This window comes from Mesorhizobium sp. WSM4884 (assembly GCF_029625675.1).
Lineage (GTDB): Bacteria > Pseudomonadota > Alphaproteobacteria > Rhizobiales > Rhizobiaceae > Mesorhizobium.
On record NZ_JARTVO010000005.1, the window covers coordinates 99,974 to 117,423 of the forward strand.

The following is a 17,450-nucleotide window of genomic DNA, read 5'->3' on the forward strand; positions in this document are numbered from 1 at the left end:
TGCCTCAGTCCTTCACGAACAGCTTGCGCGGCACATTGGCCAGACATTCGACGCCGGTCTCGGTGATCAGGATCGACTCGGTGATCTCCAGGCCCATCGTCTCCAGCCAAAGGCCGGTCATGAAATGGAAGGTCATGCCGGGCTTGAGCTCGGTGCGATCGCCGGGGCGCAGGCTCATCGTACGCTCGCCCCAGTCCGGCGGATAGGAGATGCCGATCGGGTAGCCGGTGCGGTTGTCCTTGACGATGCCGTACTTTTTCAGCACCGCGAAGAAGGCGTTGGCGATGTCCTCGCAGGCGTTGCCCGGCTTCGCCGCGGCAAGGCCTGCTTCCATGCCTTCCAGTGTCGCCTTCTCGGCGTCGAGGAAGGCCTGCGTCGGCTTGCCGAGGAAGACGGTGCGCGACAGCGGGCAATGGTAGCGGTTGTAGCAGCCGGCGATCTCGAAGAACGTGCCCTCGCCCGCCTTCATCGGCTTGTCGTCCCAGGTGAGATGCGGCGCCGAGGCGTCGGCGCCCGACGGCAAGAGCGGCACGATCGCCGGATAGTCGCCGCCGATGCCCTCGACGCCGCGCGTGCCGGCATCGTAGATCTCGGCGACCAGATCGCACTTGCGCATGCCGACCTCTATCTTGTCGACGATGCGCTTATGCATGGCTTCGACGATGCGCGCGGCCTTGCGCATGTAGTCGATCTCGGTCGCGCTCTTCACCGCGCGCTGCCAGTTGACCAGCGCGGTGGCGTCGACGAACCGGGCGTTGGGCAGGTGCTTCTGCAGCGAGGCAAAGGCCGCGGCGGAGAACCAGTAATTGTCCATCTCGACGCCGATGGTGAGCTTGTCCCAGCGGCGCTCGGCCAGCACGCTGGCGAGGTAGTCCATCGGGTGCCGCTCGGTCGACTGCACATAGTGGTCGGCGTAGCCAATGATGTTGTCATGCGCGAGATAAGCGGTGCGCTTGGCGCCGTTGGCGTCCTGGCCGCGGCCATACCAGACCGGCTCGCCCGAAGGCGGCACGATGACCGCCTGATGAACATAGAAGGACCAGCCGTCATAGCCGGTCAGCCAGGCCATGTTGGAGGGATCGCTGACGATCAAGAGATCGACCCCCTTGGCCTGCATGGCTTTCCGTGTCTTGGCGAGGCGATCGGCAAATTCGCTTCGCGAGAATTTCAGGTTTGGCTGCATTTTGTTGGTCCTCGTTTTTGGGCCTTTACGGCCAGCATCAGCTTTCCAAAATCGTTCCGGCCTTCGCCGCCCGCGCGCGGTCGCGGGCCAAAGTGGCGATCGCGGTATCCTGCACGCCGGTGCCGGTGAGGTCGGCGATGGTGATGTCGCCGGCCGAGCGTCGGCCGTGCTTCTTCCCGGCGATGATCTGGCCGAGTTCGGTGACTTCGGCGTCGGCGGGCATCACACCTGCTTCGATGGCATGATGGAGTTCGCCGAGACGCCGCGTCTGCTTCGCGCTGTCGGCGACGTAGAGATCGGCCAGGCGAAGGATCGCCGGCGCGATCTCGTTCTTGTGCTCGGCGTCGGAACCCATGGCGGTGATGTGCTGGCCGGCCGAGACGAATCCGGCCTTGATCAGCGGTTCGGTCGAAGGCGTGGTGGTGACGATGATGTCGGCATCTGCCGCCGCCTTCGCGGCGTCCGGCTCGGCGCGCACCATGATGCCAAGCCTTTCGCGCAGGCGGGCGGCGGTCGCCTCGGCCTTGGCGGCATCGCGCGCCCAGATGCGCGCTTCCTCGATCGGCCTCACAAGGCGCAAGGCTTCCAATTGCAGGCCGGCCTGCAAGCCGGCGCCGAAGATCGCGGCTACGCTGGAATCTTCGCGCGACAGATGCTTGGCCGCGACAGCGCCGGCGGCCGCCGTGCGGACATCAGTCAGATAGCCGTTGTCGAGCAGCAGCGCCTCGACTACACCGGTTTTTGCTGAAAGCAGCACCATCATGCCGCCGCCGCTCGGCAGGCCGAGCTTCGGATTGTCGAAGAAGCCGGAGCTGATCTTGATGGCGAAGCCGTCGATGCCGGGCACATAGGCGGACTTCACGTCGACCTCGCCGCGATGCTCGTGAATGTCGAGCCTCAAGATCGGCGGCATCACCACTTGCTTCGTGGCAAGAGCGCGGAAGGCATTCTCGACGCAGGCGACGGCGTCGAGATCGAGCGTCACGATCTTGCGCAGTTCCGCTTCGGTGAGGATGGTCATGCGGCTCATGCGGCGCTCTCCTCCGGTGCAGGGTCGCCGCAGACGATGCGGCGATGCAGGCTCATGTCGATATTGCGGCCGGACAGGAGGAGGACGGTCGGGCCTTTCGCCTTCGCCTTTCCGGCAAGCAGCGCGCCGATGCCGACGGCGCCCGCGCCTTCGATGATCTCGCGCTCTTCCTCATAGGCATGGCGGATGCCGGCGGCGATCTCCTCCTCTGAGAGCAGGATGACGTCGTCGAGCAGGTCGCGGCACATGGCAAAGGTCAGGCGGTTGTCGAGGCCGATGCCGCCGCCGAGCGAATCCGCGAGCGTCGGTGGTTCTTCGACCTGCACCGGCCGACCGGCATCGAGGCTCGCCTTCATTGCGGCGCCTCGCTCCATCGAGATGCCGATGACGTTGGTGCCTGGACTCACACCCTTGACGGCCGCGGCGACGCCCGCCGCCAATCCACCGCCGGAGAGCGGCACCAGCACGCTTGCTGCGTCCGGAACCTGCTCCATGATCTCCAATCCCAGCGTGCCTTGCCCGGCGACGATGTCCGGGTGGTCAAAGGGCGGCAGCATGACGAGCCCCTCCTCCGCGACCAACCTGTCGACCTCCCGCTGTGCATCGTCCTGACTGTTGCCGACGATGCGGATATCCGCACCGAGGCGGCGGATGGCATCGAGCTTGTTCTCGGGCACCAGCTTCGACATACAGATCACCGCGCGCATGCCCTCGAGCTTGGCCGCATGCGCGAGCGCGCGGCCGTGATTGCCGGTCGATGCCGCGACGATGCCGCGCGATCTGTCCTGCGGGCTCAGCGCGGCGATGGCGTTGGACGCGCCGCGCAGTTTGAACGCGCCGGTGGTCTGGTGATGCTCCAGCTTGAGGTAGACGGGATGGCCTGCGCGATCCGACAGGCTTGGCGACTGAACGGCGGGCGTCCGCTCGACTTTGCCGGCAATATTTTTGCGCGCAGCGCGAATATGCTGAAGCGTGACTGCCATTTCGTTCACTGGCATTCCGATCACTGAGCCAATGGCTTTGTCATCAGCCGGCCGAACTCCGGCCGCGGTGCCTCGTCGCCGCAGAGCCGCAGGCAATTCCAGGCGCTGGCCTGGTTGCTGGTGACGACCGGACGTCCGATCGCCTCTTCCATGCCCGGAACGGCAAGCGCCGCGCGCAATGCCGTGCACGAGACGAACAGCGCGTCGGCCTGGGCATGCATGGCCTTGCGCGCCAGCTCGACGAGGGAGGCAGGCTTGATCCGCGCCATCTCGCGGTCGTCCTCGAAGCCGAGGCAGGTGAAGCTCTCGATATCGAAGCCGTGCGCTGCGAAATAGGCCGCCATCGGCCGGCTGGTCTCGACGGTGTAAGGTGTGAGGATGCTGATCCGCTTCACCCCGAAAGCCTTCAGGCCGCGCACGCCCGCCATCGGTGGCGTGACCACGGGGACGTTCGGTTTGGCCGCCTGGATGGCAGCTTCGATCTCGGCGTCGCCGATCACCACGGAGGCCGAGGTGCAGGAGTAGCAGATGGCGTCGAGCGGCTCGTCCGGCAGGATGAGCGCCGCGCCCGCCGAAAGCGACGGCTGCATCTTGCGCAAATTCTCCGGCGTCGTCGGATTGGCATAGGGGACGCGCGCGACATAGATGCCGATCCGCTCGCTCGCCACCATGCGGCGGAAGTCGACCTCGCTGGTGTGGTCGGTCGCCAGAGCGATCAAGCCGACGCGTTTTTCGAGCGGACGCGCATCGAGGGCTGGCCGGTTCGGCGCCAGCCGGATTTCGGGCAACGGTTTCATGACTTTCATCTTTCGATCCTGCCGTAGCGGTGCTCCAGCCAGCGCAAGAGTACGACGGAGCAGAGGCTGATGACGAGGAAGAAGGCGCCGACCAGCGTCATCGGCTCGATATAGCGATAATAGCTGTTGGCCACGCTCTTGGCCTGGTTCATCAGTTCCAGCACGGTGATCGCCGAAAGCAGCGGCGTCTCCTTGAACATGGCGATGAAATAGTTGGCCAGGGCCGGGATCATCGGCGGGATCGCCTGCGGCAGGATGACATGCGTCCAGGTGTGGTGGCCGCTCAGGTTGCAGGCCTTGGCGGCCTCCCACTGGCCGCGCGGCACGTTGTCGATGCCGGCGCGATAAACCTCTGCCGTATAGGTGCCGTAGTGCAGGCCAAGCCCGATGACGCCGGCCACCAGAGGCGGCAACAGGATGCCGAAATCGGGCAGCACGTAGAAGATGAAATAGAGCTGCACCAGGAGCGGCGTGCCGCGGATGAATTCGGCGAACCAGCCGACGCTGCGCGACACGGCCCGGTTCGGCGAGCGCCGCGCCAGCGCGATAGCCAGGCCGACGATCGCGGCCAGGACCGAGCCGAGCACCGTCGCCAGGATGGTGATCTTCACGCCCTGGATCAGCGTCGGCATGATCTGCCGGACAAAATCCCAATCCCATTCCATTACACACGCACTCCGTCGAGGCCGCGTGCCATGCGGCGCTCCAGCGAACGCACGCCCCAGGAGATGATCAACGCGAGCACGAAATAGATGACGAGCACGGAGACGAAGGGCATCAGCGTGCTGCCGGTCTGTGAGCGCACCACCTGCGCCTGGAAGGTGAGATCGGCGAGCGAGATCAGCGACACGACCGAAGTCGCCTTCAGCAGTTCGATCGCGTTGTTGCCGAAGGTCGGCAGCATGACCAGCAGCGCCTGCGGCAGGATCACGTGGCGCATGCCTTGCCAGCGGCCGAGATTGAGCGCCGTGCAGGCTTCATACTGTTCGCGGCCGATCGAAAGGATAGCACCGCGCACCACCTCGGCGGCATAGGCGCCGACATTGAGCCCCAGCGCCAGCACGCCGGCCTGCAAGGGCGTCAGCGACAGGCCGGCGAAGGGCAACACGAAATAGGCCCAGAACAGCTGCACGAAGATCGAGGTGCCGCGGAAGAACTCGATATAGGTCGTGGCCAGCGCCCGGACAAAGAAGAAGCGCGACACGCGGCCCATGCCGGCGAGGAAAGCCATGACAAGCGCCAGCACCGATCCCATCAGCGTCAGCTCGATGGTGACAAGCGCTCCTTGCAATATCAGGCCGAGATAGCCGGACCACTGGGTCATTGGGTTCCAACGTTTTGCGGTTTAGGTTCCTTCTCCCCGTTGAACGGCGAGAAGATGCCGGTTCACCCTCCGCAGCTGCTGCGAAGGACGGGCAGGCAGGTGAAGGGCAGCGCTAACCTTGAACTGCTGGCGCCGCCCCTCATCCGGCCCTTCGGGCCACCTTCTCCCCGCAGCAGGGAGAAGGCAAAGCGCACTACTTCGCCGCGCAGAGCTTCTCGCGCGTCGTCGACATCGCCGCCTTGGCGGAGAAGCCGTAGGGTTCGATGATCTTGGCGAACTCGCCGGACTTCTTCATCTTGGCGAGTTCGACGTCATAGGCGTCGCGCAGCGCCTCGTCGCCCTTCTTGAAGGCGGCGCCGTCGCAATAGACGGGTGCGCCCTGCACCGGCGCGATCACTTCGAGGTTCGGGTCATTGGCCTTCTTGACTAGGTCGTTGATCGACAGAACGGGCAGCGAATAGGCGTCGATGCGGCCGTCCTGCACCATCTTCAGGCCGCTCTGGCCGTCCGGCACGACGATGACGCGATCACGCGGCACGCCGGCATTGAGCGCCAGCTTCTCCTCGGTGCCGCCGCCGGGCGCACCGACGGTGGCGGAGCTGTCCTTGGCGATGTCCTCATAGCTCTTGAAGCCCTTCGGATTGCCTTTCTTCACCAGCATCGCCTCGGCATCGCACAGCACCGGCTCGGAATAGGCGACCGCCGCGCAGCGCTCCGGCTTCATGAACAGACCGGCGGTGACGACGTCGAAGCGGCCGGCCTGCAGGCCGGGGATCATGGCGCCGTATTCGGAGATGGAGGCGACGATGTCGTTGACGCCGAGGCGCTTGAAGATCTCGCGCGCCACATCCGGCGCCGCGCCCGAGACCTTGCCGTCGGCGGCGACCGCCGTATAGGGCGGCTCATTGGCGATGGCGACGCGGGCGAAGCCTTGCTGTTTGAGCTGCTCCAGCTTGGCGTCGTCGGCCGAACGCGCACCGGAGGCGACCAACACCGCGGCCACTGCGAGGCCGGCGACGCCAGCCAGAATGCCAAGTTTCTTCATCGTTCCCAACTCCTTGTTTCTATCTTCTTGGTTTGCCCACTTGGGCGTTTGGACCCCGAGGGCGGCTCGTTGCCCGGGACGACTTCGTCGCCCGTTTGCATTGCGGTCAGACGCGATGTCCGGCCGCGATGATCTTCTTCAGGAAACCCTGCGTACGTTCCTGTTTGGGATGGCGGAAAATCTCATCGGGCTTGCCTTCCTCGACGATCCTGCCGCGGTCGAAGAACAGCACCCTGTCGGCGAAGTCGTGGGCAAAGCCCATCTCGTGGGTGACGAGCAGCATCGTCATGTCGGTCTCGGCGGCAAGCTTGCGCATGACGTTGAGCACCTCCTCGACCAGTTCGGGATCGAGCGCCGAGGTGACCTCGTCGAACAGCATGATCTTGGGCGACAGCGCCAGCGCCCGGGCGATCGCGACGCGCTGCTTCTGGCCGCCGGAAAGCTGCGCCGGCATCGCCTTGGCCTTGTCGGCCAGCCCCACCATGTCGAGCAGCTCCATCGCCCGCTTTTCGGCGGCGGCGCGCGCGACGCCCTTGGTCAGCATCGGCGCCAGCGTGACGTTGTCCATGACGCATTTGTGCGGGAACAGGTTGAAGAGCTGGAAGACCATGCCGATCTTCTGGCGCATCTTGGCCAGGTGCCGCTCGTCGGCCGGCAGCAACTGGCCGTTGCGCTCCATGTGATAGAGCTGCTCGCCGTCGATCTGGATGTGGCCGCCGTCGATCTTCTCCAGCGTCATCAGGATGCGCAGGATCGTCGTCTTGCCGGATCCGGACGGGCCGATCAGCGCCAGCTTCTCGCCCGGCATGACCTGCATCGACAGGCCGTCCAGCACCTTGAAGGTGCCGAAGCTCTTCGAAATGGCATCGACCTTGATGATGGGCGCGGGCAATACGTTTCCCCGTTCTGGAGCAGTCTGTGTCCTTAACGATGCGAAACGCGCCAAATCATGTCAATTAGGAAAATAATATCATGACAATATTTCGGGCGCGGCACAATTTCAGGGCAATCTGCGCTTCTGTTGTGCATCAAATGGCGAGCAGGAGATGCTCCGGATCGCCAAGCAGGAGCTTGGCGACAACGCTCAAGCCGGCGCGCAGTTCCCCTTCGGTGGTCGAACCGAGCGAGATACGCACGGCCGGATGCCAGGGCGTGTCGGCGATGCGGAAAGAAGTGCCCGGCGCGATCGCCACGCCGCGCAGGCGCGCCTGCGCGACGAAGCTCTCCTCGGCGCGGTCGCCCGGCAGCTCCAGCCAAAGATGCAGCCCGTCGCGATGGACGCGATAGTCTATTCCAGTGAGCACCTCGGCGGCGATTTCCTGCCTGCGTCTCAGCGCGCCGCGCTGCCAGTTGACCAGCTCCATCGCCGTGCCGTCGTTCACCCAGCGCGTCGCGATCTCCGCCACCATTGGTGTCGCCATCCAGTTCGAGACGAGATGGCGGTTGGCGACGGCCGCGACATAGCGGTCCGGCACCGCGAGATAGCCGATGCGCAGGCCCGGCACGACGATCTTGGTAAAGGAGGTGACGTAGAGGGTTCGCTCTGGAGCGAAGGCGGCGACGGCCGGCGGCCGACCCTCGACGAGAGGCCCAAGCACGTCGTTCTCGATGATGGCGATGTCGTGCTTGCGTGCGACCGCCGCGATCTGCTCGCGTCGAGCGGCGTCCATCAAGGTGGCCGTCGGGTTGATCACCGAGGGCTGGACGAAGACGGCTCGGATATCCGAGAGCCGGCAGGCTTCGTCCAACGCTTCCGGGATAAGGCCGTTGCCGTCGATCGGCAAGCCCTCGAGATTGAAGCCGAGATAGCGGGCCAGCGGCACCAGCGTGTGATGGCCGATCGCCTCGGTGGCGACAGTCGAGCCGGGTGGCGCGACGCTCATCAACGCCACTGTCATGCCGGCCGTGGCGCCATTGGTGAGGCTGACGTTCTGCGGCGAGGCTTCCAGGCCGCAAAGCTTCAGCCACTCGACCGCCACCGCGCGGTGGCGCGGGAACACCATGTTCGGCCGGAACGACAGCGCCGAGCTCGAAGGCAGGTTCTCGGATAGCCAGGAGAGCGCCTGCTTCAGCCTCTCCAGATGCATCGGCTCGCAAACCGGCTTCAGGATGGAGAGATCGATGACCTCGCCCAGCCGCTCAGGGAGGTAGGGCGGCTCCGGCTCGCGGCGCTGCGTCTGCACGAAGCTGCCGCGTCCGACCTCGCCGGAGATCAGGCCGCGGCGGATCAGTTCCTCATAGGCGCGGCTGACGGTCTGCACCGAAAGTTTCAAGTCGTCCGCAAGGCGGCGGTGCGTCGGCAGCCGCGCGCCGTTGGCGAGCCGCCCGTCATGGATCGCGCGGGCGAATTGGTCGGCCAGCGATAGATAGGCTGGTCGTCGAATGAGCTCTGGATCTGGCTGCCATAATGTCATGACTTATTAGAGATCGAAATCAGTGCAATTGACAATCGAAATAATGCATCGTCATGGTGTCCCGGGCAAAAAACGGAGCCGGCATGGCGGCAGCGAAACTCGACCCGATCGACCTCAAGATCCTGGACGCCATCCAGCGCGACGGGCGCATCACCAAGCTGGCGCTGGCCGAGAAGGTCGGCCTGTCGCCGACCCCTTGCTGGATGCGGCTGCGCAAGCTGGAGAAGGCCGGCATCGTTTCGGGCTACCACGCCGCGATCGCCATGCGCGTCATCGCGCCGGTGGCGACCGTTCTGATGGAGGTGACATTGGCCAGCCACCGCCAGGCCGATTTCGACCGTTTCGAGCGGGTCATCCGCGACATCCCCGAGATCGTCGCCTGCTGGTCGGTCGGCGGCGGCGTCGACTATGTCCTGAAGGTGATGGCGCGCGACATCGATGCCTATCAGCGGCTGGTGGATAGCCTGCTCGAACGCGAGATCGGCATCGACCGTTACTTCACCTACATCGTCACCAAGACGGTGAAGGAAGACACCGTGTTGCCCGTGGCCGATCTGCTGCCGGGGCAAGCGTAAGGCATGTCTCCCGAAATCGGGAACCAGTTTCGGGACGAAGACATGCGTAAAATCAAAACCTAAAGCGCACGAAGCGAATCTGAAACATCACGGCGCGCTTCAGGGCAGAGAGATCGTCTCCCCGGGCAATCCAATAGAGACAATCTCTCTACGAACGGATGCCGAAACAGTCTCCTTTTTTGCCCGGCACGTCCGATGCTTCGCCCAATCGAGGGAACATCCCAAGTGAGGGAGCTATCAATGTCCGCGCATTTTGCACGCCCGCACCGCCACGAAGCACTCGACCGCCTTGCCGATCGCCGGCTATTGCGCGATCTTGGCTATGTCGGCGGTCACTGGACGGCCGGCCATTCGGCTGCGAGCTTCGAAGTCACCGACCCGGCCACCGGCGCCACCGTGGCCTTCGTCGCCGCGCTCGATGCCAAGCAGACGACAGAGGCAATCGATGCGGCCGCCCGCGCCCTGCCGGCCTGGCGCTCGGCCATGCCGCAGGAGCGCTCCAGAATTTTGCGAAAATGGTTCGATCTGATCGTCGCTGCCAAGGACGATCTGGCCCTGCTGATGACGCTCGAACAAGGCAAGCCGCTCAAGGAATCACTCGGCGAGATCGACTACGCCGCCTCCTTCGTCGAGTGGTATGCCGAGGAGGCAAAACGCATCAACGCCGAGAGCGTCACCAGCCACCTGCCCAATGCCGAGATGACCGTGCGCCGTGAGCCACTCGGCGTCGTCGGCGTCGTGACCCCGTGGAATTTTCCATCCGCCATGCTCACTCGCAAGGCTGCCGCAGCGCTCGCCGCCGGCTGCACCGTAGTGGCGCATCCGTCGTCGGAAACGCCGCTGTCGGCCCTGGCGTTGGCCGAGCTTGGCGAGCGCGCCGGACTGCCGGCCGGCGTCTTCAACGTCGTCACCGGTGACGCACGAACGATCGTCGGAACGATATGCGCCGATGCCCGCGTGCGCGCCATGAGCTTCACCGGCTCGACCGAAGTCGGCCGGTTGATTGCCGCGCAGAGCGCGTCGACGATGAAGCGGCTGGTCATGGAGCTCGGCGGCCATGCGCCGCTAATCGTCTTCGACGATGCCGATATCGAGAAGGCGGTGGCGATCGCGCTCGACGCCAAATTCGCCACCTCCGGCCAGGATTGCCTTGCCGCCAACCGCATCTACGTGCAGCGCCAGATCTACGACCGGTTCTGCGCCGCCTTCGCCCGCCGCATCGAGCGGCTGCGCACCGGCAACGGACTCTCCGGCGACGCCGACATCGGACCGCTGATGCATGAGCGCGCGGTCAAGAAGGTGGAGGAGCAGGTGGCCGACGCCCTCGCTCGCGACGCGCGTTGCCTCACCGGCGGCAAGCGCCCCGCGGCCGGATCGCTGTTCTACCAGCCGACGCTGCTCGTCGACGTGCCGGACGCGGCGCTGATCATGCATGAAGAAACCTTCGGTCCGGTCGCTGCCGTAACGCCCTTCGATGACGAAGCGGAAGTCGTCGCCCGCGCCAATGCCACCGAATATGGCCTCGTCGCCTATGTCGTGACCGAGAACGGCGCGCGGCAGGCGCGCCTGGGCCGCGCGCTGGACTACGGCATGGTCGCGATCAACCGGGTCAAGATCACCGGCGCGCCGATCCCGTTCGGCGGCGTCAAGCAATCCGGCATTGGCCGCGAAGGCTCACGCCATGGCCTCGAAGCCTTCACCGATCTGAAATACGTTTGTCTGGACGTCGCCTAGCGCACGCCGGAAGAATTCCCTGCAAGGAGAAAAAAGATGCTCGAACAATCCAACGAACTTTCGGCCTGGGATCGCGACCACTTCTTCCATCCCTCGACGCATATGGGTACGCACGCGCGAGGTGAGTCGCCAGCCAGGATCATGGCAGGCGGTGAAGGCGTCACCGTCTGGGACAACACCGGCAAGAAGAGCATCGATGCCTTCGCCGGCCTCTATTGCGTCAACGTCGGCTATGGCCGCCGGAAGATCGCCGATGCCATCGCAGAGCAGGCGAAGAACCTCGCCTACTACCACGCCTATGTCGGCCACGGCACCGAGGCCTCGATCCGGCTGTCCAAGATGATCATCGACCGCGCGCCGAAGGGCATGTCGAGGGTCTATTTCGGGCTCTCCGGCTCCGACGCCAACGAGACCAACATCAAGCTGATCTGGTACTACAACAACGTTCTCGGGCGGCCGGAGAAGAAGAAGATCATCTCGCGCTGGCGCGGCTATCACGGCTCGGGCATCATGACGGGCTCGCTGACCGGGCTTGAGCTGTTCCACAACGCCTTCGACCTGCCGCGCGCGCCGATCATGCATACCGAGGCGCCCTATTATTTCCGCCGCGCCGACCGCTCGATGAGCGAGGAACAGTTCTCGCAATATTGCGCCGACAAGCTCGAGGAAATGATCCTTGCCGAAGGCCCGGACACCGTCGCAGCCTTCATAGGCGAGCCGATCCTCGGCACCGGCGGCATCGTGCCGCCGCCGGCCGGCTATTGGCAGAAGATCCAGGCCGTGCTGAACAAGTACGACGTGCTGCTCGTCGCCGATGAGGTGGTGACCGGCTTCGGTCGTCTCGGCACCATGTTCGGCTCCGATCATTACGGCATCAAGCCGGACCTGATCACCATCGCCAAGGGGCTGACCTCGGCCTATGCGCCGCTTTCCGGCGTCATCGTTTCCGACAAGGTCTGGCAGGTGCTGGTCAAGGGCTCCGACAAGCTGGGCTCGCTCGGCCATGGCTGGACCTATTCGGCGCACCCGATCTGCGTTGCAGCGGGCGTCGCCAATCTCGAGCTGATCGACGAGATGGACCTGGTGAGGAACGCCGGCGAGACCGGCGCTTACTTTCGCGCCGAGCTCGCCAAGGCCGTCGGCGACCACAAAAATGTCGGCGAGGTCCGTGGCGACGGCCTGCTGGCCGCGGTCGAGTTCGTGAAGGATCGCGACGATCGCGTCTTCTTCGATCCGGCGCTTAAAGTGGGACCGCAGATCGCCACGGCGCTAGCAGCCAGCGGCGTCATCGGCCGCGCCATGCCGCAGGGTGACATCCTCGGCTTTGCACCGCCGCTCTGCCTGACGCGCGAGGAGGCCGACACCATCGTCGCCAAGACAGCCGACGCCGTGAACAGCGTGCTCTCAGCTCTCTGATCTTTGACCGTTTGCGCTGCCCCTCATCCGCCTGCCGGCACCCTCTCCCCGTGAAAACGGGGAGAGGGAAAAGCTCCAGCGCCGGTGGGTAAGCGTGAGGGGCAGCGCAAACCTGCACAGTTGGAAGTAACATCTATGAAGTCCCATCCCACCGTCCCAGTAACGATGGCCGCCGTGCAGCTCACCGGCCATGGCGGCATGGAAAAGCTCGTCTACCGCACCGACGTGAAGGTGCCCTCGCCGGCCGCCGGCGAAGTGCTGGTCAAGGTCAGCGCCTGCGGCATGAACAACACCGACGTCTGGGTGCGCCAAGGCGCGTATGGCACGGAGGAAGATGCCGGGGCAGTGTCGACCTGGCGCAGGCAAGGCAACACGCTGACCTTTCCGCGCATCCAGGGCACCGACACGGTAGGCATCATCCTTGCCGTCGGCGGCGGAGTGCCTGCCAGCCGCATCGGCGAACGAGTCATGGTCGACTTCTCCATCTACAACCGCGACGACGATTCGCTCGCCGATATCGACTATATGGGCCACGGTCGCGACGGCGGATACGCCGAATACCAGGCGCTTCCGGCCGAGAACGCGCATGTCGTCGACACCGATTTGAGCGATGTCGAGCTCGCCACCTTCTGCTGCGCCTATCTCACCGGCGAGCAGATGCTGGAACGCGCGGCGCTGAAAGCCGGCGAACGGGTGCTCGTCACCGGCGCCTCCGGTGGCGTCGGTTCGGGCATCGTGCAGCTGGCCCGGGCGCGCGGCGCCATTCCCTATGCGCTTGTTGGCAAGGGCAAGGAGCAGGCGGTGCTCGACATCGGCGCCGAGAAGGTGATCACGCGCGGCGTGGCCGACTTGCCGGCCGCCGTCAACGAGGCGACGGGCGGCAAGCCCATCGACGTGGTCGCCGACCTTGTCGGCGGCGCCATCTTCAACGACCTCTTACGCATCCTACGGCCCGAGGGCCGCTACACCACGGCGGGCGCCATCGCCGGTCCAGTCGTGCAGCTCGACCTCCGCACCATGTATCTGAAGCAGCTGCAGCTGCACGGCTCGAGCCAAGGCACTAGGGGCGATTTCCGCCGCATCGTGCGCTACATCGAGGAAAAGAAGATCAAGCCGCTGGTCGGCGGCATCTACAAGCTGTCGGACTTCCACCGCGCCCAGACCGACTTCATGGCCAAGGACTTCGTCGGCAAGCTGGTGGTGGTGCCGGACGCCGTGGCGACCGCGAACGCATAACGGCTGATAGCGACAGCCGAGGCTCGATCGTCGCTATCAGCCCTTGCGCTCCTGCAAGATGTTGCCGCCGTCAACGACGAGGACGGCGCCGTTGACATAGCTCGCGCCGTCGGACGCCAAGAACAGCACGGCGGCGGCGACTTCTTGCGGAGTGCCGGCGCGCCCAAGCGGCGTGTTTTGCGCGGCGACGAGTTCTTCCGGCGTCGAGGCGCCGGTCGCGACCCAGCCCGGCGCCACGGCATTCACCGTGACGCCGCTGCGGCCGACCTCGAGTGCAAGCGCATGCGTCAGCCCGACCATGCCTGCCTTGGCGGCGGAGTAGGCGGCCTCTCCTTCGTTGGAGACGTAGGGTCCAGTGACCGAAGCCATATTCACCACGCGTCCATGGCCGCGCCGAACCATGCCGGCCAGAAACGCGCGTGTGGCAAGAAATGTTGTCTTCAAACTGACATCGATGCCGCGGTCCCAGTCGCTCTCGCTGAGATCGAGAAAGCGGCGCTGCAGCGCCGGCTGGGCGACCGTCCCCATGCCGGCATTGTTGACGAGGATATCGACCTCGCCGACCTCCGAGCGTAGCCGCTCGACATCCGCCGCGCGTGTCAGGTCGGCCACCACGGCGCGGACGTCGAGCCCCTCGGCCCGCAGCTCTTCGGCGCGCTGCTCGACACGCTGCGACGAGGCGGTAATGGCGACCGAAAGCCCAGCTTCGCCGAGCGCACGCGCGACCGCGACGCCGATGCCGTCGACGGCGCCCGCGCCGGTCACCAGCACCCTGCGAGATTTGCGAAACACGGTCATGAACCCTCCAGGCGATCAAGCTGACGCCGCCGCAATTCAGTATCCCGCACTGATGCCGAAATCGATCGAGAGCGCGGCCCCGGTGATCGGGGCCGCGCCGGGCTGGCAAAGATAGTGGATGAAGGAGGCGATCTCTTCCACGGCGATGAACCGTGCTCTTTCCGCCTGCGGATAGTGCCCCAGGAGCTTTCGCTTGTAACCGTCGGGGTCATCTCCGCCATAGGTCCTCGCCTGGTACTCGATCATCGGCGTCGCCGTGTCGCCGGGACAGACGGCGTTGACCCTGATGCCATGTGGGGCAAGCTCCAGGGCGAGCGCCTTGGTCAAAAGCACCAGCCCGCCCTTCGAGGCGCAATAGACCGCCGCGCCGTTGTTGCCGACGATGCCCGCGTCGGAGGCGATGTTGATGATCACGCCTTGCGTCGCCGACAGATGCGGAATGGCGGCCGAGATCAGGAAGAACGCACCTTTCAGATTGACGCCCAGCACAAGGTCCCATTGCTCTTCACGGACCTCGCCTGCCGCTCCCTCCAGCCAGACGCCTGCGGCGTTGACCAGAATGTCCAGGCCGCCGCCCCACTCGCGTGCCTTGTCCACCACTTCCCGGCAAGCGGCGACGGAGCGGATGTCGAGCGACAAGCCGATCGCGTTTGCGCCGGTCGCGGCGATCTTCGCCACGGCCTCGTCGAGTTTCGCACCTGGAAGGTCGGCGAGCGCGATCCGCTCGCCGTCAGCCGCAAGGCGAAGACCGGTCGCCAGGCCCATTCCCCCGGCGCCGCCTGCGATCAGGACCGTCCTGCCAGCCATTCGGAAATCTCCACCAAACACCGTCCCCGTCCATGCGAACCACGTCCCGCAGACATGTCGCATGCGCCACGCCGGACAAACAATGATCACAGGAGACGACGCGGCCCACGATCACCCCAGTTCCAGCGTCGTGATGCCGAAAACCTTCGACGGGGCGTTGCCGGGCTTGCCGCCCTTGTACATGCGGGTGGTCGTGAAGCCCGCAACCATGCCGGCGGCCTGAAGCATGGCGGTGAAGCCGACCTGGGTGGCCGGCACGTCGATATGCAGCGCTTCGCCCGCCGCTCTGCCCGCCAGTTCGACCGCCAACGCCACGGCGATATCCATATCGTCGGCGAACAGCGGTCCGACCTTGAAACCCTCCCGGCACCGGCGCGCCACGCCGTAGCCGGAAATACCGGCTGAACCCGCGGACATGAGCGCAATCCGGGGCGGCTGCAGCCATTCCCGCAGGAAGGCCTCGCGCGGCGCCGGAAAGCACTGGTGGTCATAAGCCAGCACGTCGCCAACAGCTGCGGCCGCCACAGGCAGGATGTCGCTGCCGCCGGCCAGGCCGAGGGCTCCGCTGAAGCGTACGGTCTCGTAGGCAGGCACGAAGCCCTTGCGCTGGTAGTTGGCCCGCTGCTCGGCCACGCCGTCGAGGCCGATGATGCGATTGCCGAGCCGGGTCATGCCGGCATCCCAGACTGCCTTGCCGTGGCCCTCGCCACGCCGATCGGGCCGGCAGATGTATAGGCCGATGAAACCGAAACCCGCGCCGTAGGCGACGGCCGAAATGCCGGCCACCATCTCGCCGCCGACAAAGGCGCCGATGAACCCTTCCGGATCGGCCGCGCGCAACGCGGCGGCATCGCCGATACCCGGATTCCAACCCTCCCCGGCCGCCCAGTCGACGAGCGTTTCCACGTTATTGGCGGTCAGCGTCCTTATCGTTCTCGGCATCGTTTCACTCGGCGGCGGCCTGAGGCGATGGTTTTCAAGCCGCCACGATAGGGCGTCGCCAACAACGTTGCAAAGGCCACGCTTCGGCGACGGGCCGCCCGCGCTGCGAAAGGCACGTGCGTGAGGTTGCGGGCCAGACTATTATCGGGACGGATTTCCAAACCAATGCAACGGGTTAACTAGGAACGCGCCGAAACATCTGCCGTTGTTCCAATAAGGCAACTGGACACAACCGGCGAAGGCTATAAATCTTCATTGCCGTTGCTTGGAATCGAATGGAGTGCCACAGGAAATGTCGCTGAGCGCCGAAGAGATCGCCAGTCATCCTGAAGCACTTCGCAGCGTGCAGGAACAGTCGCGCGCGCTCATCCATGTCTATGAAACCAGCCCGCGCCTTGCCGCCGTCTTTGCCACCCAGCAGCGCTGGCTGCTCGGCCATGTCGGGCTCGCTCTGCATTTCAGGCGCGACCCCAACGACCGCCGCACCGAGATGACGGTAGCGCGTTTCATCGAGGTCGTACGCCGGAACTCGGTCGCCAGCCGCAACACCGCCGAAGCGTTCGTCAAGGAAATGCTGCACTACAACATCGCCGAATATGTTTCGCCGAGCGGTGATGGCCGCGCCCACCCCTTGCGGGTGACCGAGGCCACCATCGAGACCTTCACCAACTGGATTTATGCCCATTTGAGGACGCTCGATCGCATCGATGGTGGAAACCGGCTGGCGACCTTCCTCGAGCGACCCGACATGCTGGCAAAGCTGCAGCCGTTGATCTGCGACGGCTTGCTGACATCCGTCCCGGTGCGGGAACCTGAACGAACCTTCTCCCTGTTTATCTGGCTGAACAACGGCGGCATCGTCATGGACTGGCTGATGTCGGGCATCGATCCGGAGGACGCCAACCTCGACAAGATTCCGACCAGCGTCGTTTCGATCAGCGAGTTCGCGCATTGGCTGAAGCTGTCGCGCACCCATCTGGCGCGCAAGCTCCACGACGCCGAAGCGCTCGGCAGCATCGGCTGGGTCGGCCAGCGCGGACATTCCGTGATGTGGGTCTCGCGGCAGTTCTTCGATGAATACATGGCCGTCCAGGCAGCCAAGCTCGCCATTATCGACGCGGCCTTCGCTGCCTGCTTTTCCGCCGCGGGCGAAGGCTGAGCGCAGC

17 protein-coding genes are annotated in these 17,450 nt (G+C 65.0%); 5 read left to right on the forward strand and 12 right to left on the reverse strand.

Translation table 11 applies throughout. The annotated features are described in order from the left end of the window. Nucleotides 1-4 precede the first annotated feature (4 nt). The 9 genes from doeA to P9236_RS09935 form a co-directional block, all read right to left on the reverse strand. Nucleotides 5-1,183: an ectoine hydrolase DoeA gene (doeA, locus tag P9236_RS09895; protein WP_278074432.1), complete on the reverse strand. Its 1,179-nt coding sequence runs from the start codon at nt 1,181-1,183 to the stop codon at nt 5-7. Between the two features lie 37 nt (nt 1,184-1,220). After that, on the reverse strand, nt 1,221-2,213 hold the full coding sequence (locus tag P9236_RS09900) for a cyclodeaminase (RefSeq protein WP_278074433.1): 993 nt from the start codon (nt 2,211-2,213) through the stop codon (nt 1,221-1,223). After that, on the reverse strand, nt 2,210-3,196 hold the full coding sequence (gene eutB, locus P9236_RS09905) for a hydroxyectoine utilization dehydratase EutB (protein ID WP_278074434.1): 987 nt from the start codon (nt 3,194-3,196) through the stop codon (nt 2,210-2,212). Before eutB ends, P9236_RS09900 begins: the two co-directional genes overlap by 4 nt. Before the next feature lie 20 nt (nt 3,197-3,216). Beyond that, nucleotides 3,217-3,993 (reverse strand): ectoine utilization protein EutA, encoded by a 777-nt coding sequence (gene eutA, locus P9236_RS09910; protein WP_278074672.1) that lies wholly within the window; start codon nt 3,991-3,993, stop codon nt 3,217-3,219. A gap of 5 nt (nt 3,994-3,998) precedes the next feature. Next, a complete protein-coding gene (ehuD, locus tag P9236_RS09915; RefSeq protein ID WP_278074435.1) occupies nt 3,999-4,658 on the reverse strand; it encodes an ectoine/hydroxyectoine ABC transporter permease subunit EhuD in 660 nt (219 codons plus the stop codon). Continuing rightward, the gene (gene ehuC / locus P9236_RS09920) at nt 4,658-5,317 is read right to left on the reverse strand and encodes an ectoine/hydroxyectoine ABC transporter permease subunit EhuC (protein WP_278074436.1); all 660 of its coding nucleotides are present in this window, start codon (nt 5,315-5,317) and stop codon (nt 4,658-4,660) included. Before ehuC ends, ehuD begins: the two co-directional genes overlap by 1 nt. A 193-nt stretch (nt 5,318-5,510) precedes the next feature. Continuing rightward, the gene (gene ehuB / locus P9236_RS09925) at nt 5,511-6,362 is read right to left on the reverse strand and encodes an ectoine/hydroxyectoine ABC transporter substrate-binding protein EhuB (RefSeq protein ID WP_278074437.1); all 852 of its coding nucleotides are present in this window, start codon (nt 6,360-6,362) and stop codon (nt 5,511-5,513) included. Nucleotides 6,363-6,468: 106 nt separating this feature from the next. Continuing rightward, a complete protein-coding gene (ehuA, locus tag P9236_RS09930; RefSeq protein WP_278074438.1) occupies nt 6,469-7,254 on the reverse strand; it encodes an ectoine/hydroxyectoine ABC transporter ATP-binding protein EhuA in 786 nt (261 codons plus the stop codon). A gap of 136 nt (nt 7,255-7,390) precedes the next feature. Continuing rightward, complete coding sequence (locus P9236_RS09935) at nt 7,391-8,776, reverse strand: PLP-dependent aminotransferase family protein (RefSeq protein ID WP_278074439.1); 1,386 nt, start codon at nt 8,774-8,776, stop codon at nt 7,391-7,393. Between the two features lie 83 nt (nt 8,777-8,859). On the opposite strand from P9236_RS09935, the gene P9236_RS09940 reads away from it, so the two are divergent. The 4 genes from P9236_RS09940 to P9236_RS09955 all read left to right on the forward strand — a co-directional run bounded on the left by P9236_RS09940 (nt 8,860) and on the right by P9236_RS09955 (nt 13,737). Beyond that, nucleotides 8,860-9,351: an Lrp/AsnC family transcriptional regulator gene (locus tag P9236_RS09940; protein ID WP_278074440.1), complete on the forward strand. Its 492-nt coding sequence runs from the start codon at nt 8,860-8,862 to the stop codon at nt 9,349-9,351. 240 nt (nt 9,352-9,591) lie between these two features. Continuing rightward, on the forward strand, nt 9,592-11,085 hold the full coding sequence (locus P9236_RS09945; RefSeq protein WP_278074441.1) for an NAD-dependent succinate-semialdehyde dehydrogenase: 1,494 nt from the start codon (nt 9,592-9,594) through the stop codon (nt 11,083-11,085). Between the two features lie 36 nt (nt 11,086-11,121). Beyond that, nucleotides 11,122-12,501 carry an aspartate aminotransferase family protein gene (locus P9236_RS09950; RefSeq protein WP_278074442.1) on the forward strand — a complete coding sequence of 460 codons (1,380 nt, stop codon included), beginning with the start codon at nt 11,122-11,124 and terminating at the stop codon, nt 12,499-12,501. 135 nt (nt 12,502-12,636) lie between these two features. Beyond that, nucleotides 12,637-13,737, forward strand: a complete 1,101-nt coding sequence (locus P9236_RS09955; protein WP_278074443.1) for an alcohol dehydrogenase family protein — start codon at nt 12,637-12,639, stop codon at nt 13,735-13,737. Nucleotides 13,738-13,773: 36 nt separating this feature from the next. On the opposite strand, the gene P9236_RS09960 is transcribed toward P9236_RS09955, so the two are convergent. The 3 genes from P9236_RS09960 to P9236_RS09970 form a co-directional block, all read right to left on the reverse strand. Further along, nucleotides 13,774-14,535, reverse strand: a complete 762-nt coding sequence (locus P9236_RS09960) for an SDR family NAD(P)-dependent oxidoreductase (protein WP_278074444.1) — start codon at nt 14,533-14,535, stop codon at nt 13,774-13,776. Nucleotides 14,536-14,571: 36 nt separating this feature from the next. Beyond that, complete coding sequence (locus tag P9236_RS09965) at nt 14,572-15,342, reverse strand: SDR family oxidoreductase (protein ID WP_278074445.1); 771 nt, start codon at nt 15,340-15,342, stop codon at nt 14,572-14,574. A gap of 111 nt (nt 15,343-15,453) precedes the next feature. Further along, the gene (locus P9236_RS09970) at nt 15,454-16,284 is read right to left on the reverse strand and encodes a GNAT family N-acetyltransferase (RefSeq protein WP_278074446.1); all 831 of its coding nucleotides are present in this window, start codon (nt 16,282-16,284) and stop codon (nt 15,454-15,456) included. A gap of 292 nt (nt 16,285-16,576) precedes the next feature. Between P9236_RS09970 and P9236_RS09975 the strand changes: the two genes are divergently transcribed. After that, nucleotides 16,577-17,443: a hypothetical protein gene (locus P9236_RS09975; protein WP_278074447.1), complete on the forward strand. Its 867-nt coding sequence runs from the start codon at nt 16,577-16,579 to the stop codon at nt 17,441-17,443. Nucleotides 17,444-17,450: the final 7 nt, after the last annotated feature.

What these genes read in the sequence shown, in the direction of transcription:
- P9236_RS09960 (WP_278074444.1), bottom strand. Translation starts at nt 14,535, where the DNA reads ATGACCGTGTTTCGCAAATCTCGCAGGGTGCTGGTGACCGGCGCGGGC.
- P9236_RS09900 (WP_278074433.1), bottom strand. Translation starts at nt 2,213, where the DNA reads ATGAGCCGCATGACCATCCTCACCGAAGCGGAACTGCGCAAGATCGTG.
- P9236_RS09970 (WP_278074446.1), bottom strand. Translation starts at nt 16,284, where the DNA reads ATGCCGAGAACGATAAGGACGCTGACCGCCAATAACGTGGAAACGCTC.
- P9236_RS09935 (WP_278074439.1), bottom strand. Translation starts at nt 8,776, where the DNA reads ATGACATTATGGCAGCCAGATCCAGAGCTCATTCGACGACCAGCCTAT.
- eutB (WP_278074434.1), bottom strand. Translation starts at nt 3,196, where the DNA reads ATGGCAGTCACGCTTCAGCATATTCGCGCTGCGCGCAAAAATATTGCC.
- P9236_RS09940 (WP_278074440.1), top strand. Translation starts at nt 8,860, where the DNA reads ATGGCGGCAGCGAAACTCGACCCGATCGACCTCAAGATCCTGGACGCC.
- ehuB (WP_278074437.1), bottom strand. Translation starts at nt 6,362, where the DNA reads ATGAAGAAACTTGGCATTCTGGCTGGCGTCGCCGGCCTCGCAGTGGCC.
- P9236_RS09945 (WP_278074441.1), top strand. Translation starts at nt 9,592, where the DNA reads ATGTCCGCGCATTTTGCACGCCCGCACCGCCACGAAGCACTCGACCGC.
- eutA (WP_278074672.1), bottom strand. Translation starts at nt 3,993, where the DNA reads ATGAAACCGTTGCCCGAAATCCGGCTGGCGCCGAACCGGCCAGCCCTC.
- doeA (WP_278074432.1), bottom strand. Translation starts at nt 1,183, where the DNA reads ATGCAGCCAAACCTGAAATTCTCGCGAAGCGAATTTGCCGATCGCCTC.
- P9236_RS09955 (WP_278074443.1), top strand. Translation starts at nt 12,637, where the DNA reads ATGAAGTCCCATCCCACCGTCCCAGTAACGATGGCCGCCGTGCAGCTC.
- ehuD (WP_278074435.1), bottom strand. Translation starts at nt 4,658, where the DNA reads ATGGAATGGGATTGGGATTTTGTCCGGCAGATCATGCCGACGCTGATC.
- ehuC (WP_278074436.1), bottom strand. Translation starts at nt 5,317, where the DNA reads ATGACCCAGTGGTCCGGCTATCTCGGCCTGATATTGCAAGGAGCGCTT.
- P9236_RS09950 (WP_278074442.1), top strand. Translation starts at nt 11,122, where the DNA reads ATGCTCGAACAATCCAACGAACTTTCGGCCTGGGATCGCGACCACTTC.
- P9236_RS09975 (WP_278074447.1), top strand. Translation starts at nt 16,577, where the DNA reads ATGTCGCTGAGCGCCGAAGAGATCGCCAGTCATCCTGAAGCACTTCGC.
- P9236_RS09965 (WP_278074445.1), bottom strand. Translation starts at nt 15,342, where the DNA reads ATGGCTGGCAGGACGGTCCTGATCGCAGGCGGCGCCGGGGGAATGGGC.